Origin of the sequence: Thioalkalivibrio paradoxus ARh 1 (assembly GCF_000227685.2) — a bacterium.
Taxonomy (GTDB): domain Bacteria; phylum Pseudomonadota; class Gammaproteobacteria; order Ectothiorhodospirales; family Ectothiorhodospiraceae; genus Thioalkalivibrio; species Thioalkalivibrio paradoxus.
The window spans coordinates 1,522,422-1,535,574 of record NZ_CP007029.1 but is presented as its reverse complement, the minus strand read 5'-3'; the positions used below and the strand labels follow the sequence as shown (position 1 = coordinate 1,535,574).

Annotated in this window: 11 protein-coding genes and 1 pseudogene; 4 read left to right on the top strand and 8 right to left on the bottom strand. The window is 67.4% G+C overall.

The genetic code is table 11. The annotated features are described in order from the left end of the window. Positions 1–74 precede the first annotated feature (74 nt). On the top strand, positions 75–935 hold the full coding sequence (locus tag THITH_RS07110; RefSeq protein ID WP_025367365.1) for a hypothetical protein: 861 nt from the start codon (positions 75–77) through the stop codon (positions 933–935). A gap of 34 nt (positions 936–969) precedes the next feature. Here THITH_RS07110 and THITH_RS07105 read toward each other — a convergent pair whose 3' ends face one another. Together THITH_RS07105 and THITH_RS19155 are read right to left on the bottom strand one after the other, a co-directional pair. Beyond that, positions 970–1,560 (bottom strand): malonic semialdehyde reductase, encoded by a 591-nt coding sequence (locus THITH_RS07105; RefSeq protein ID WP_006747777.1) that lies wholly within the window; start codon positions 1,558–1,560, stop codon positions 970–972. Positions 1,561–1,670: 110 nt separating this feature from the next. Continuing rightward, positions 1,671–1,866: pseudogene (locus THITH_RS19155) on the bottom strand (hypothetical protein). A 150-nt stretch (positions 1,867–2,016) separates the two neighbouring features. Here THITH_RS19155 and cysC point away from each other — a divergent pair. From cysC to metK, 3 genes are all read left to right on the top strand, one after another. After that, on the top strand, positions 2,017–3,855 hold the full coding sequence (gene cysC, locus THITH_RS07100) for an adenylyl-sulfate kinase (protein WP_006747778.1): 1,839 nt from the start codon (positions 2,017–2,019) through the stop codon (positions 3,853–3,855). Positions 3,856–3,944: 89 nt separating this feature from the next. Beyond that, on the top strand, positions 3,945–5,711 hold the full coding sequence (locus THITH_RS07095; RefSeq protein WP_006747779.1) for an SLC13 family permease: 1,767 nt from the start codon (positions 3,945–3,947) through the stop codon (positions 5,709–5,711). A 604-nt stretch (positions 5,712–6,315) separates the two neighbouring features. Then, a complete protein-coding gene (gene metK / locus THITH_RS07090; RefSeq protein ID WP_006747780.1) occupies positions 6,316–7,494 on the top strand; it encodes a methionine adenosyltransferase in 1,179 nt (392 codons plus the stop codon). A 64-nt stretch (positions 7,495–7,558) separates the two neighbouring features. Here metK and tviB read toward each other — a convergent pair whose 3' ends face one another. From tviB to sufC, 6 genes are all read right to left on the bottom strand, one after another. Further along, positions 7,559–8,890: a Vi polysaccharide biosynthesis UDP-N-acetylglucosamine C-6 dehydrogenase TviB gene (tviB, locus tag THITH_RS07085; RefSeq protein WP_006747781.1), complete on the bottom strand. Its 1,332-nt coding sequence runs from the start codon at positions 8,888–8,890 to the stop codon at positions 7,559–7,561. A 148-nt stretch (positions 8,891–9,038) separates the two neighbouring features. Next, on the bottom strand, positions 9,039–9,422 hold the full coding sequence (locus tag THITH_RS07080; RefSeq protein WP_006747782.1) for a HesB/IscA family protein: 384 nt from the start codon (positions 9,420–9,422) through the stop codon (positions 9,039–9,041). Between the two features lie 126 nt (positions 9,423–9,548). Next, a complete protein-coding gene (locus THITH_RS07075) occupies positions 9,549–9,869 on the bottom strand; it encodes a non-heme iron oxygenase ferredoxin subunit (protein WP_006747783.1) in 321 nt (106 codons plus the stop codon). A 167-nt stretch (positions 9,870–10,036) separates the two neighbouring features. Further along, positions 10,037–10,582, bottom strand: coding sequence for a putative Fe-S cluster assembly protein SufT (sufT, locus tag THITH_RS07070; protein ID WP_006747784.1), 546 nt, complete (start codon positions 10,580–10,582; stop codon positions 10,037–10,039). Positions 10,583–10,948: 366 nt separating this feature from the next. Beyond that, entirely contained in the window at positions 10,949–12,292 is a 1,344-nt protein-coding gene (gene sufD / locus THITH_RS07065) for a Fe-S cluster assembly protein SufD (RefSeq protein ID WP_006747785.1), read from the bottom strand. After that, positions 12,289–13,041: a Fe-S cluster assembly ATPase SufC gene (sufC, locus tag THITH_RS07060; RefSeq protein ID WP_006747786.1), complete on the bottom strand. Its 753-nt coding sequence runs from the start codon at positions 13,039–13,041 to the stop codon at positions 12,289–12,291. The genes sufD and sufC overlap by 4 nt, the downstream gene beginning before the upstream one ends. Between the last annotated feature and the right edge of the window lie 112 nt (positions 13,042–13,153).

Sequence of the window (13,153 nt, the reverse complement as noted above, 5' to 3'; positions counted from 1 at the left end):
CCCGAGTACCAGAGGCCGGAATGACAGACGACAGCCTGGTTCCTCCGTCCAGCACTGCCGGGCGCGAGCGACTCATGTTTCTCGTTGCCCTCGGCATGCTGTTGTTGCTCGGCCTGGTCCTGCCGCATGGCGGTGTCTCCGAGGATGTCAGCACCCGAATCTGGGCAGTCGACTGGGTGCGCTGGGCTCTGCTCGCGTGCTGGGCCCTGATCGTACTGGAAGCCCTGCCGGCGCTGGTCGCCTGGCGCCGCGACGACGCCCGATCCGCACGCAAGCGGTTCCTGCTGGTGCTGCTGCTGCCACCCTTGCGGGTGGCGGTATCGCCCCACGCGCCGGCACGCTGGCTGTGGTTGCCGGGCCTCGGCTGGCAACAACGCGACGAGAATCTATTTCACCGGCTCGAACTGGGCCTCGCAATCCCGATGCTGGGCATCGCGTTCCTGATCCTGCCGGTGCTGGTCGGGGAATTCCTGTTTCACGCGGAGATCGAGTCTTCGCCCGTCCTTGCGTGGACGCTGCATACGCTGACCTCGGTGATCTGGCTCGCGTTCGCGCTGGAGTTCATGGTGATGATCTCGGTCGCCCCGAAAAAACTGCAGTACGCCCGGGAACACTGGATCAACCTGCTGATCATCGTGCTCCCGCTGGTCGCCTTCCTGCGCAGCCTCGCACTGTTTCGTGCCCTGCGCCTGGCGAAGGTCAGCAAGGTCTTCCAGACCGTGCGCCTGCGGGTATTGCTCACCCGCGCTTACCGGATCGCGCTGCTGCTCAACCTGCTCGAGCGGGTTCTTGCCCGCTACCCTCGCCACTACCTGGCCTTGCTGAAGGCACGCGAAGAACGCAAGCAGGCGGAACTCGACGACATCCGCGCGCGCATCGAGGCGCTCGAGGCGCAGATCGCCCGCCAGGACGACGACCCCCCCACACGCGGATGACGCGCACTACGCGCATCTCCCGCAGGCGCCCGCCTCACTCGATCCGGCAAACGTCGTCGAAGTCGAAGCGCGGGCTGCGGGGGAACAGCGCCTCCGGCCGGCCATAGCCCAGGTTGCACAGAAAGTTTGCACGGATCCGGGTGCCAGCGAAGAACGCCTCGTTGACCTTCTCGGGGTCGAACCCCGACATCGGGCCACAGTCCAGCCCCAGAGCGCGCGCCGCCAGGATCAGGTAGGCCCCCTGCAGGCTGCCGTTGCGAAACGCAGTCGACTCGATCAGCGGGTCGTTTCCCTCGAACCACGACCGCGCATCGGTATGCGGGAACAGCCGCGGCAGAGTCTCCGGGAAATCCAGATCGTGGGCGATGATCGCAGTGACCGGAGCGATCCGGGTCTTCTCGACGTTGCCCTCGATCAGTGCCGGCAGCAGCCTTTCCTTCGCCTCGGGGCTCTTCACGAACACGATGCGGGCCGGACTGCAGTTGGCACTGGTCGGCGCCCAGCGCAGGGTATCGTAGAGTTCGCGCAGCAACGCGTCCGGAACCGGGCGGTCCTGCCACTCGTTGTGCGTACGGGCTTCGAAAAAGAGCTGATCCAGTGCCTTTCGGTCGATCTGTTCACTCATCTTTGGGCTCCTTGCTGTCACGCGGGGGTCGTCCGCGGTTCACCGAACGCGCATGGTAACGCCTCGCATCGTCAACCGGCGCTTCCCCGTCCGCAGCACCGGGTTAACCGTCATGGCCAGCGGCCACCCCCGATGATGAAAGAGGCGTAGGGCGGAAAAGGCCGAAGGCCGTCATCCGCCATCCGGCGCGGGTGTTGCCGCAGACGCCGGGGAGGTGCGAACGCCGAGCGGCGGATGACGCTGCGCTTTTCCGCCCTACAGGTCACCCCGGATGCGCGCCGCGGGTTCTTTCACGTTGACCGTGATGCCCTCGGGCGCCCGGGAGGGTGAAAACGGGCCACGAACGCATACGGAAATACCCTGGGAGCCTGTCGCTTGCAGCCGCGAGGCGTATCGCGGAGACTGGCCAGACCCTGGTTCCGAGGGTGATCGACGCGCAGGGAGCAAGGAGCCTTCATGTCCCGAACAGGAACCGCCGTGGCGGACCCCTCAAGCAGCATTCCATTGATCGACCGGCCGTTGCGCGTGGCCCTGGGCGGCGTACGCGAAGCTGCCGTGGCAACGCTGGTCGATCAGCTGCGCATGCGCGCAGGAGCCGCCCGCCCCCCAATCGCGGATCGGGACGCAACGCGGGAACGCGAATCCCGTGCAGCTGCCGGGGCGTCCAGACCCGACAACGCCCCTGCGCCAGGCCTGGAGATCTCCGGAATCCTGCACCCCGGCGCATTGGACCTCGCCACTCTGGACGCACTGCGCACCGCGGACGCGGTCGTTCTGCTCACCGACGCCGACACCGGCCTGACCCCAGCGCTGCTCCAACTCATCTACCTGCTGGCACAGCTGCGCGTGCCACGGCTTGCACTGGCGGTCGACCGCCTGGGAGACTCCGGGTTCGCGGAGGGTCGTCTGCACGCGCTTGCCCGCGAGCTCGAGGACTTCGCCGCGCGCGTCGGCGTCCAGACCCACGCGACCATTCCGGTCGATACCGACCCACGCGACCACGGCTCGATGCCTGCCGGGTCGAGTTCCGGGTACACGGGCCCCGGCCTTGTTGAATGGCTGGGGGCGGGCACGCTGGAACACCGAGCCGCCGAAGACCGTCCGTTCCGTCTGGTGGTTCGCACCCCGGCGCCCGCGGGAGCGCCGGTTCCCGAACCGGTCGCCGGCACCGTCGCCAGCGGTCGGATCCGCCCGGGCGATCGCATCCGCGCCCAGCCGATGGGCCGGGAGAGCCGCGTTACCGGAATCGTCGGCGGACACGGTCCGCAGCAGGAAGCGCGCGCCGGAGAGGACGTGACGCTCACGCTGGATCCCCCGCTGCCACTGCCCGATGGGGCGATCCTGTCCAGCGTGGACGCCCCGGCGCTGGTCGCCGACCAGTTCGAGACCCGAATCTTCTGGCTCGCGGACGAACCCCTGTTCCCGGGCCGCCGCTACGCCGCCCGCATCGGCGCGCAGCGGGCCGAACTTACCGTCACCGACATCAAATACCAGGTGAACCCGGAGACACTCGAACGGCTCGCCGCGGATCAGTTGTGCGCTGGCCGCATCGCGGTGTGCAACATCAGCCTGGACCGTCCGGCAGCGTTCGACCCTTATGCGGAGGACCCCGCCACCGGCCGTTTCGTGATCCTGGACCGCGACACCGACGAACCCCTGGGGCTGGGCCTGCTGAACTTCGCACTGCGGCGTGCGCAGAACATCCATTTCCAGCACGTCGATCTCGACAAGAGCGCGCGCGCACGCCAGAAGGCGCAAAGGCCCTGCGTGATCTGGTTCACGGGCCTGTCGGGCTCCGGAAAATCCACCATCGCCAACCACGTGGAGCAGCGCCTGCACCGGCTCGGCTACCACACCTATTTGCTGGACGGCGACAACGTGCGTCACGGCTTGAACCGGGATCTCGGCTTCACCGAAGCCGACCGCGTCGAGAACATCCGCCGCATCGGGGAGGTGGCGAAACTGATGGTGGATGCCGGGCTGATCGTGCTCACCGCGTTCATCTCGCCGTTTCGCAGCGAACGACGCATGGCGCGGGATCTGCTGGCCGAGGGCGAATTCCTCGAGGTGTACGTCGACGTCCCGCTGGCGATCGCCGAACAGCGCGACCCGAAGGGCTTGTACCGGAAGGCCCGCCGGGGCGAACTGGCGAACTTCACCGGCATCGACTCGCCCTACGAGCCGCCGGAAGCCCCGGAACTGCATATCGACACCAGCCGGATGGACCCCGGCGCTGCAGCGGAACGCGTGATCGAACGGATCCTCGCGCCCCCGCAGCCGGGAACCAACCCCTGACCGCTGCGCCGTCCATGCCGATCCAGCACACCGGACATGGACATCGACCCGCACCGCCCCCAAGCCCTGCCTAGACCGCGAACGCGCGCATGCCGATCGAAGCCTGGTTCACCGCCGCCCTGATTCTGGGCATGCTCGCCGTGTTGTCCCTGAGTCGCGCGGCACCCGATCTGGTCTTCATCGGCAGCGTCATCCTGCTGCTGCTTGCCGGAATCATCAGCCCCGCACAGGCGTTTTCCGGCTTCGCGAACCAGGGGGTGATCACCGTCGGTGCGCTGTATGTGGTCGTCGCGGGGCTGCGCGAAACCGGCGGCATTCAGTGGGTCGGACACCGGCTACTCGGGCAACCCCGCTCCCTGCGCCGCGCCCAGCTCCGGCTCACGGCCCCGGTGGCGTTCGCCAGCGCCTTCCTGAACAACACACCCGTGGTCGGCATGCTCATTCCGGCGGTCAGCGACTGGGCGCGCAAGCTGCGGTTTCCGGTATCGCGGTTGATGATGCCGCTCTCCTTCGCGGCGATCCTGGGCGGCACCATCACCGTGATCGGCACGAGCACGAATCTGGTCGTGAACGGCCTGTTGATCGAACGCACCGGCACCGGGCTGAACCTGTTCGACCTCGCCTGGGTCGGGGTGCCGGTCACTCTGGCCGGGCTGGCGCTGATGCTCGTCGGCAACCGCTGGCTGTTTCCCGACCGCCGGCCGGCCATCGGCGACATCGACGATCCACGTGAATACACCCTGGAAATGCTGGTCGATCCCAACGGGCCTCTGGTCGGCCAGAGCATCGAAGCCGCCGGGCTGCGCAACCTGCCCGGCGGCTTTCTGATGGAGATCGACCGCGACGGCACGCTGCTCCCCGCCGTCTCGCCCCAGGAACGGCTGCGCGGCGGTGACCGGCTGATCTTCGTCGGAGTCGTCGACTCCATGGTCGACTTGCAGAAGATGCGCGGCCTGTCCCCCGCCACTCATCAGGTATTCAAGCTCGACGGCCACCGCGCGGACCGGGCGCTGCTCGAGGTCGTGGTTTCCGACACTTGCCCGATCGTCGGCGAAACGATCCGCGACGGGCGCTTCCGCAACCGCTACAACGCGGTCGTCATCGCGGTGGCCCGCAACGGCGAACGCCTGCGCGGCAAGATCGGCGAGATCCGGCTACGCGCTGGCGACACGCTGCTGGTCGAGGCCGGCCCGGCGTTCCTCGCGCAGAATCGCAACCGCCGCGACTTCTTCCTGATCAGCCAGATCGACGGCTCCGCCACGCCCCGGCACGAACGCGCGCTGCTGGCGCTGACCATTCTGGTCGCGATGGTGGCCGCTGCCACCGCCGGGCTGCTGAGCATGCTGGAAGCCGCCCTCGCGGCGGCCGCACTGATGGTGGTCACCCGCTGCGTAACGCTGGAAACCGCCCGCGCCAGCATCGACTGGCCGGTTCTGTTCACCATAGCCGCGGCTTTCGGCGTGGGCGCCGCGATGGAGAGCACCGGTCTGGCGCAGACGCTGGCACATGGAATCACCGGCCTGGCCGGCCCGCATCCCTGGGCACAACTGGCGATGGTTTACCTGGCAACCGCCCTGTTCACCGCGTTGATCACCAACAATGCCGCGGCAGTACTGATGTTCCCGATTGCCTTCGCCGTTGCCAGCGATCTCGGCGCGAGTCCGATCCCGTTCGCGATTGCGATCATGTTCGCGGCCTCCGCAAGCTTCGCCACCCCGTTCGGCTACCAGACCAACCTGATGGTCTACGGCCCCGGCGGCTACCGGTTCACCGACTACCTGCGCGCCGGTATTCCGATGAATCTGGCCACCGCAGCCGTGGCCCTGGTGCTGATTCCCCTGGTATGGAGCTGGTAACCCGGAACGTTCCGGCCATCGGCCATGCCCCAGGCGCAAGGCATTCCGATTGGTGCCAGCCAAGCGCTCGAGCCATCCGACACCCGATCGGCCATTCGGCAGGCCGACCGCACTCCTGCTCGCGATCGGATCCCGCGAAGCGGTTGCGATCACAATCTTGGCCAGGGGGGTTGCATTCCCACAGCCCAATCCTGGATACTCGAGCCGTCGCCATAGACGGCAGTCATGGATGACCCGGCAGTATCACGGACGGTCCAAGGATGGGTCGGTGCCGAGCGACAAGAGCCCCGGGGGGTAACTCCCCCGGGGCTTTTTCCGTTCCGGTTCCGTTCCGGCAGGCGGACGATAATCAGTGCCGACCGGCGTAACCACCTGCGATTCCGCCCAGGCACCTCCGGCAGCGCGTCCGCAGCCGGGCAGGAACCCCGTCGCGGTCGATCGTCGGGACCCCCGGCGTACTCGACGGAGCCGTTCAGGTTCCGTCCTGAGGGGGCATTCGCGCAGCCGCGAGACCGCATCGGCTATGGCCGCCTGCGAAGGCCGGTGGCACCATAGGCGCACAGCGATCCCGCCGTTCGGCGCACTCTGTGGAGGCCCTTCCTGCATGACACGATCCTGGCTGTTTACCTCCGAGTCGGTTTCCGACGGGCACCCGGACAAGTTGGCCGACCGGATCTCGGACCATGTGCTGGACCGTTGCCTGGAACTCGAGCCCCGGGCCCGGGTGGCCTGCGAAACCCTGCTGACCGCGGGGTTCGTGGTGCTCGCCGGGGAGTTTCGGCTCGCGCGGGAGGCCGATCTCGAACGCCTGCAGGGCGAGCTGGAGGCGCTGGCGCGAGACGTCCTCCGGAGTACCGGCTACCACGCGGGGTTTCCCGGAATCGACCCGGACCGCTGCGAGGTACTGGTCCGCATCCATGGGCAATCGGTGCAGATCGCGAAAGGCGTCGATCGCGAGGGCGGCGCGCTGGGCGCGGGCGACCAGGGGCTGATGTTCGGCCATGCCTGTGACGAGACGCCGGAATGCATGCCGCTGCCGATCCAACTGGCGCACCGGCTGATGCGGCGCCAGCGGGAGTTGCGCCGGCTTCCGGAATTCGCGTGGCTGCGTCCGGACGCCAAGTCGCAGGTCTCGGTGCGCTATATGGACGGACGGCCGGCGCAGGTCGAAACGGTGGTGCTCTCGACCCAGCTCCAGGGCGAGATCTCCGACGCCGAGGTCGAGAGCGAGATCGTCCGCCACCTGATCGAGCCGGTGATTCCCGAATCCCTGCGTGCGCCGCAGATGCGCTGCCTGGTCAATCCCGCCGGTCGTTTCGAGATCGGCGGGCCGCAGGGCGATACCGGGCTTACCGGACGCAAGATCATCGTCGACACCTATGGCGCGAGTTGTCCGCACGGCGGCGGCGCGTTCTCGGGCAAGGATGCCAGCAAGGTCGACCGGTCGGCGGCCTATGCCGCGCGCTGGGTGGCCAAGAACCTGGTCGCCGCAGGCGCCGCGACCCGCTGCACGGTGCAGCTCGCGTACGCGATCGGGCGGCCGGATCCGGTGTCGATCCGGGTCGACGCCCACGGTACGCAGCAGGTGGACGAGGATCGCCTCGAGCAGGCGGTGCGGGAAGTGTTCGACCTGACCCCTGCCGCGATCATCCGCGACCTGGATCTGTTGCGGCCGATTTATGCGGCAACCGCCGCCTACGGCCATTTCGGACGCGAGGAACCCGGTTTCAGCTGGGAGCAGACGAACCGGGTCGACGATCTGCGCACGGCACTGCGCCTCTAGCAGCCTGTCGGACTCGGGTGCCCGTAGCGAGCCGCGTGGGTCCAACCGTATCCGCCGGCCGCGCCTACAGCCGCAGGTCGGTTTCGTTCGCGGGGAACAGGTACTTGAGGTCGTAGAGCACGTGCCGGGGCCTGCCGAGGGCGCGGATCCCGGAAACGCCCATCGCATTGAACTGGCGGTGCGCCACGGCGAGCACGATGGCGTCGTACTGCCCCGGTTCGGGGCCGCGGATCAGCTCGATACCGTATTCCCGTTGCGCGCACTCGACGCTGGCCCAGGGGTCGCAGACATCCACCTGCACGTCGTACTCGGCCAGTTCGTGCAGGATGTCCACCACGCGGGTATTGCGCAGGTCGGGACAGTTTTCCTTGAACGTGAGCCCCATCACCAGTACACGGCTGCCCTCGACCTGGATGCGCTTTTTCAGCATCGCTTTCACCAGCTGGCCTGCCACGTAGGCGCCCATCCCGTCGTTGATGCGCCGGCCGGCCAGGATCATCTCCGGGTGATAGCCGATCTGCTGTGCCTTGTGGGTGAGGTAATACGGGTCGACGCCGATGCAATGACCGCCGACCAGGCCTGGACGGAACGGCAGGAAGTTCCACTTGGTACCGGCCGCCTGCAGCACCTCCTCGGTGTCGATGCCCAGGCGGTTGAAGATCAGCGCGAGTTCGTTGATCAGCGCGATGTTCACGTCGCGCTGGGTATTCTCGATGACCTTCGCCGCCTCGGCGACGCGGATGCTCGACGCCTTGTGGGTGCCGGCGGTGATGATCTCGCGGTACAGTGCGTCGACCCGCTCGGCGACTTCCGGGGTCGAACCGCTGGTGACCTTGCGGATGGTGGTCACGCGATGCTCGCGGTCGCCCGGATTGATGCGCTCGGGGCTGTAGCCGCAGTAGAAGCCGTCGTCGGCGGCGACGGTCGGTGCGGCAGACCGTGTTGCATCGCCGCCCCCCTGCTCGCCGGTCATGTACCGCAGCCCGGACGACCGCTCCAAGATCGGCACGCAGACTTCCTCGGTCGCTCCCGGGTACACGGTCGATTCGAAGATCACGATGTCACCGGGCTTCAGCACCCGGCCGATCGTCTCGCTCGCATGCATCAGCGGCGTCAGGTCGGGCTGCCGGGCCACGTCGATGGGCGTGGGCACCGTGACGATGTAGATCGTCGCCTCGCGCAGCTGCTGCGGATCGGTGGTGTACTCGAGGCCGATGGCCTGCGCCAGCTCCGCGGGCTCGACCTCCAGCGTACTGTCGCGGCCGGCGCGCAGTTCGGCGATTCGCTCAGCGCTCTTGTCGAAGCCGATCACCCGGCGGTGGCGCCCGAACTCCACCGCGAGCGGCAGACCGACGTAGCCGAGGCCGATCACGGCAAGCGTTTCGTTTCCGGACATGGTATGCGTCCCTGCGAGGCCAGTTCAGGGGCGAGAGGATACGGGATCCGCAAACGGCGGGCCAGAGGCGGCCCGGCGCTGCCCTGCGGCCCATGCGCCGGGCGCACTGGCTGGGCGGGATCGGGCCGGCGCGGGTACGCCCGGCGGGTCAGTCGATCGAGAAACTCTCGCCGCAGCCGCACTCGGCGGTCACGTTGGGATTGTTGAACACCAGGTGCCGGGTGAGCCCTTCGGAAACGAAGTCGATCTCGGTGCCATGCACGAACTCGAAACTCTTCTTGTCGACGAAGATGTCCAGCCCGTCGGCGACATTGAAGATCAGGTCGTCGTCGCGGGGCTCGCGGGCGAGGTCGACCACGTACATCCAGCCGGAACAGCCGGTCCGCTTGACTTCGAGCCGGAAGCCGATCGCGGATGGATCGGTTTCCATTTGTTTCAGGATGTGCCGCACCGCCTTGTCGGTTGCCTTCACGCGCTCGGCCGCAGGCACGTCGGCGGTGTTGTCCCGGGTTTCGATCACCGTTGCGTTCATCTGCAGGTTCTCCTGGTCATTCGTCAGCCATGCGGTTGCGCCCGGATTCGAACCACCGGTCGCTGCACGAGCCGCGCCCTTCACCTGGCACGGGCCGTCGCACAACGCGCTATATCCTTACACGGTTCAATCCCAGCGATCATCGCGCACCTGTACCACGCCTTCATGTATCCGCACGGGAAAGGTGGTCAGCGGCTCGTAGGCCGGGGCCGTCAGTGCCGCACCGGTGCGCAGACAGAACTCGGCGCCGTGCTGCGGGCAGGTAATCCTGTCGTCCTTCACCTCGCCTTCGGCAATCGGGTACTCCTCGTGCGAGCACAGATCCTCGATCGCGTAATAGCGGCCGTCGATATTGAAGACCGCGATGGGCACGTCGTCGACGTTGACGAGCTTGTGTTTTCCCGGTTCGATCTCTCCGGCAGGGGCCACGTCCACCCAATCACTCATCGTTTGACTCCATGTTCCAGATTCCTTGCGTTCAACGCGTGCCCGCTCGGCCGCACGCCCAACGCAGGCCGCATCGATCGCAGTGTCAGTTCAGTGTCCCTCCCCTCGAATGGGAGAGCGGAATCGGAAGGCCGTCACGGAAGACGGCCGTGCCGTTGCTGCGCGCGTCAGAACATCCCGGTCTGCAAGCGGGCGGCTTCCGACATGCGCGAGGCGTCCCAGGGCGGATCGAAAACGAGCTCGACCTTGGCCTCCTCGACCGTCGGGACATCCATCACCCGCTGCCAGACGTCGGCGGCGAGCACATTGCCCATCCCGCATCCGGGCGCGGTCAGCGTCATGTCGATCGACACCTTGCGACCGCCACCGGCGCTGCGTTCGATGTCGCAGCGGTAGATCAGGCCGAGATCGACGATGTTGATCGGGATCTCGGGGTCGTAGCAGCTGCGCATCTGGTCCCAGATCAGCTTCTCGACTTCCTCGTCGGACGCGTCGTCGGGCAATTGGGGCGGCGGCGTCGGCTCCTTGCCGAGGGCGTCGGCATCCTTCGAGTCGACCCGGAACAGGCGGCCCTGCGCCATTACCGTGTAGGAGCCGCCGAGGGCCTGGACCAATCCCACTTCGCCGCCGTCGCCCAGCAACACGCGCTGTCCCGTGGGCACGGCCACCGCCGGGCAGTCCCGGCTCAGCTTGATCGTTTCCTGAACGTGCATCTGCTGGTGTCCTCAATCGCTGTTCAATGGCCGGAAAAACCGGATGCGTTCCCCGTAGGGCGGAAAAGCGCAGCGTCATCCGCCGCTCGGCGCTCGCCATGCCTGCCCGCGCCAGGGCCGAAACTCCGCCGGATCGGCGGATGACGGCCTTCGGCCTCTTCCGCCCTACGCGTCGGGGCCGAAACTCCGCCGGATCGGCGGATGACGGCCTTCGGCCTCTTCCGCCCTACGCGTCGGGGCCGAACCTGCGCCGGATCGGCGGATGACGGCCTTCGGCCTCTTCCTCCCTACGCGTCGGGGCCGAAACTCCGCCGGATCGGCGGATGACGGCCTTCGGCCTCTTCCGCCCTACGCGTCGGGGCGAACCTACGCCGGCGCTGTAGCCGCCATCGCCATGCCGCCGGGCAGGCGGGCGGCAAGGCGGGCCTCGATATTCGCGCGCAGCGGTTCCAGGTCCATGCTCTCGAGCACCTCGTCGGCGAACGCGAAGACCAGCATCTCGCGCGCCTCGGCCTCGCCGATGCCACGGCTGCGCAGGTAGTACAGCGAGGTCTCGTCGAGCTGGCCGACGGTCGCGCCGTGGGCGCATTTCACGTCGTCGGCATAGATCTCGAGTTCCGGCTTGGTGTCGATTTCGGCGTTCGGCGACAGCAGCAGGTTCGCGCTGTGCTGCTGGGCATCGGTTTTTTGCGCGCCCTGATCGACCAATACCCGCCCCTTGAACACGCCGCGGCCGTGACCCTGGCCGATGCCGCGGTAGCGCTCGCGGCTGGTGGTGTGCGGCGACAGGTGATGCACCCGGGTGTGGGTGTCGACGTGCTGGCGCCCGCCGGCCAGGAACAGTCCGAGCAGTTCGATCTCGGCGCCGGGCTCGGTCAGGTCGACGTTCAGGTCGTGGCGCACCAGGCGTCCGCCCAGGTTCACGTTGTGCGAGGTGACCCGGCTGTCGCGGCGCTGCTGAACGAACACGCTGCCGACATGGTAGGCGCCGTCGGCATGGTCCTGCAGCAGATAGTGGCGCACCCGCGCGCCGGCCTCCGCGCGCAACTCGGTCACGGTGTTGGTGAAGCCGTTGGCACCGGGCAGGTCGGCATAATGCTCGATCACCGTGGCCTCGGCGCCCTCGCCTGCCTGGATCAGCACGCGGGGATGGCTCCAGGTGGGGGCATCGCCGGCGGAACCGAGCAGCAGCAGGTGCAGCGGCCGCTCGAGGCGCACGCCCGGCGCCAGCCGCACCACCGCGCCGTCGTTCATGAACGCGGTGTTCAGCGCCGCAAAGCTCGAGAAACGGTCGTGCGCGAGTGTCGCCAGGAACGGTTCCAGCGGGTCGGGATCGGTCGCGAGGGCCTCGCCGAGGCCCTGTACCACCGCGCCTTCCGGCAGCCCGGCGAGGTTCGAAAGGTCGCGGCGCAGGCGCCCGTCGACGAACACCATGCGGTACGCATCCAGGCCATCGAAGCCCAGCGCCCGCACGGTGTCGGCGGAGACGTCCGCGTCACCGGCCGCCGCGACGAACGGCTTGGTCGCGATCGGCCGGACGTTGGTGTATTTCCACTCCTCCATGCGCGGATCGGGGAAGCCCGCCTCGGCGAAGCGCACCGCGGCACCGCGACGGCGCCCGGCGAGCCACTCGGGCAGCCCCTCCGGGAGGATTTCCTGCAGGTGCTGGACCTGGTCGGCGTAATGCTGGCTCAGGGCGTTCGCGCTCATGCCGCCTCCTCGATGATGCCCTGATAGCCATTGCGCTCGAGTTCCTGCGCCAGCGTCTTGTCGCCGGACTTGATGATCCGGCCGCCGGAGAGCACGTGCACGAAGTCGGGTTCGATATGGCTCAGCAGGCGCTGGTAGTGGGTCACCAGCACGATGGCGCGGTCCGGCGAGCGCAGCTTGTTCACGCCGTCGGAGACGACTTTCAGCGCGTCGATGTCGAGGCCGGAATCGGTCTCGTCGAGCAGTGCGAGCTTCGGCTCGAGCACCAGCATCTGCAGGATCTCGTTGCGCTTTTTCTCGCCGCCCGAAAAGCCGACGTTGACCGCGCGGTGCAGGAAGCTCTCGTCCATCTGCATCGTCTGCAGCTTCTCGCGCACCAGTTTCAGGAACTGGAAGGTATCGGCCTCGGGCTCGCCGCGGTGCTTGCGCTGCGCGTTGTAGGCCTCCTTCAGCAGGTAGATGTTCTTCACACCCGGGATTTCGACCGGGTACTGGAAACCCAGCAGCAGGCCTTCACGGGCGCGCTCTTCCGGCTCCAGCTCGAACAGATCCTGACCCAGATAGTCGACGCTTCCGCCGGTGACCTCGTAGCCATCGCGGCCGCCGAGCACCTGGCACAGCGTGCTCTTGCCGGAACCGTTCGGGCCCATGATCGCGTGGACCTCGCCCGGCTTCACCTCGAGGTCGATGCCCTTGAGGATCGGGTTCCCGTTTTCCACCCGGGCCTGCAGGTTGTTGATCTTCAGCATTGCGTGTTCTCCTGGAAAAAGCATTCAGGCCGTTCGGCCCCTCGGGTTGAATTCTGTTGTGCGCCCCAACCGGGGCCACATCGGCGGATGACGGCCTGCGGCCTTTTCCGCC